At 58.9% G+C, this 990-nt stretch carries 1 protein-coding gene; it reads right to left on the bottom strand.

The window, feature by feature from the left end:
- Positions 1-30 precede the first annotated feature (30 nt).
- Entirely contained in the window at positions 31-942 is a 912-nt protein-coding gene (locus G6034_RS19395; RefSeq protein ID WP_343038171.1) for an IS3 family transposase, read from the bottom strand.
- Positions 943-990 lie beyond the last annotated feature (48 nt).

The following is a 990-nucleotide window of genomic DNA, read 5'->3' as shown; positions in this document are numbered from 1 at the left end:
TGGAGTGTTCCCGCTTTTGTGGACTCGGAATTAGGCCGCGAGTTCGTGAATAGATTTATAGCCTAGCTCAATTTCATGCGGTGTCAAATATCCGAGTGTTGAATGACGTCGTTTGATATTGTAGTATCCTTCGATCCATAGAAATGTTTCACGGCGGAGGCGTTTCAATGTCGGCCACGGCTTGGTGTGTATAAGCTCTTTCTTGTAAGTCGCAAAGAAGGATTCGGCCACCGCATTGTCGTAACACGTCCCCGTCCGACCGAGGGAGCGGATTATCTTGTTGTTCACGCAATATTCCGCAAACTCACCGGAGGTATAAACGCTGCCCCGGTCTGAATGGAATATGACGGGCATTTTTGGGCGCCGCCGCTCCACTGCCATGTCCAGCGCTTCGGTGATCAGGGAGGTGCGCATGTGCGTGTCAAGGGCCCATCCCACCAGGGCCCGGGAGTGCAGGTCGATGACCGTGGCCAGGTAGGCCCAGCCATCCCAGGTCTTGATGTACGTGATGTCCCCGCACCAGGCGGAATTGGGCTCCGCCGCGGTGAAGTTGCGTTTGATCAGGTCCGGTGCGTTCACCGGTTTCTCGCCGGCCACGGTGGTGACTTTCCAGGCTTTGGGGTGCCGTCCCTGCAGCCCTGCGGCGCGCATGAGCCGGTGGACGCGCTTGGCCCCGATCCGGTGGCCCGCGGCCGTCAGGTGGGCCCAGGTGCGCCGGATGCCGGGGTTGCCGTCCAGGTCCTCATGGGCGGCCCGGATCTGCGCCGTGAGCGCCTCATCGGCGAGCTGGCGGGCGCTGGGCGGACGGTTCCGCCAGGCATAGTAGCCGGCGGTTGAAACGCCCAGCTCGGCACACATGAACTTGACAGTGAATTCCTTGGAATCAGCCCAGTCCGCGATGGCAGCAAAGATTACTGCTGGCCTTTCGCGAACCAGGTCGATACTTTTTTTGCAAAATCAAGCTGCATTTCCAATTTGGCATTCTGGGTA

Origin of the sequence: Arthrobacter wenxiniae (genome assembly GCF_013376105.1) — a bacterium.
Taxonomy (GTDB): Bacteria; Actinomycetota; Actinomycetes; order Actinomycetales; family Micrococcaceae; genus Specibacter; species Specibacter wenxiniae.
The sequence above is the reverse complement of the archived record's forward strand: the minus strand, read 5'-3'. Positions and strand labels throughout refer to the sequence as shown.